General features: G+C 59.2%; 1 protein-coding gene. It reads left to right on the top strand.

What is annotated here, in order from left to right; all coding sequences use genetic code 11:
• A partial coding sequence (locus tag BN1125_RS06565) for a 2OG-Fe(II) oxygenase family protein (protein WP_042011344.1) occupies positions 1-313 on the top strand: 313 nt, incomplete at its 5' end.
• Positions 314-809: the final 496 nt, after the last annotated feature.

The following is an 809-nucleotide window of genomic DNA, read 5'->3' as shown; positions in this document are numbered from 1 at the left end:
ACATGGTGTTATTAGCCAGCCTGCCGCCAACGAGCCGGGCCTGCAGGTGAAGGGAGCCGATGGGGAGTGGATGGATGTGCCCTGCGATTTTGGCACCCTCATCATCAACATCGGCGACATGCTGCAGGAGGCCTCTCGCGGCTACTACCCCTCCACCACCCATCGCGTCATCAATCCGACCGGCGGCAGCGCCAGCAAGTCCCGCATCTCCCTGCCGCTGTTCCTCCACCCGCGCCCGGATGTGGTGCTCTCCGAGCGCCATACTGCCCACAGCTACCTGATGGAGCGGCTGCGGGAGCTCGGGGTGATCTAGTCCGCCGACGAGCAGTTGTCAGAGGCCAAACCGGAGCAATCTCGCTCCGGTTTTTATTTGGTGGCGTGACTGGGTGGACGTCATACTCCCTGCGGGACTGTCACCCACCCTGCGTCTAACGCAGCGCTGGTGCTTGCTCCTAGTGGAGCCACTGCTGATCAGCGGGCTCTTGATCCACAGCATCATGTAACGCATTGCGCATCCTTGTGGGCAAGCCTTGGCCTACCCATTTTATGGCCGGTGTTCCATGCCATGTACCATGACTGGGATGGCCACTATACAGAGGAGGATGTCGCTGTGCCGGGAGAATTGCAGAGAGGCGGGTGACCGAATTGTGGGAGCATGTAAAGGGCGCGACTTGCAACAACGAGTGCAGAAGAGGATGCCTGTGCGCTGAATTTCAGGCAAAAAAAATCCCCATCTCAGTGGGGATTCTCTTTGCAGAGAGAGCCGACATGCCGACTTCTCCTGCGAATATGGTGGTCGTTACTGGGCT

Source organism: Aeromonas fluvialis, assembly GCF_000819885.1.
Taxonomy (GTDB): domain Bacteria; phylum Pseudomonadota; class Gammaproteobacteria; order Enterobacterales; family Aeromonadaceae; genus Aeromonas; species Aeromonas fluvialis.
Note: the sequence above shows the minus strand (reverse complement) of the source record. Positions and strands in the feature narration are given on the sequence as shown.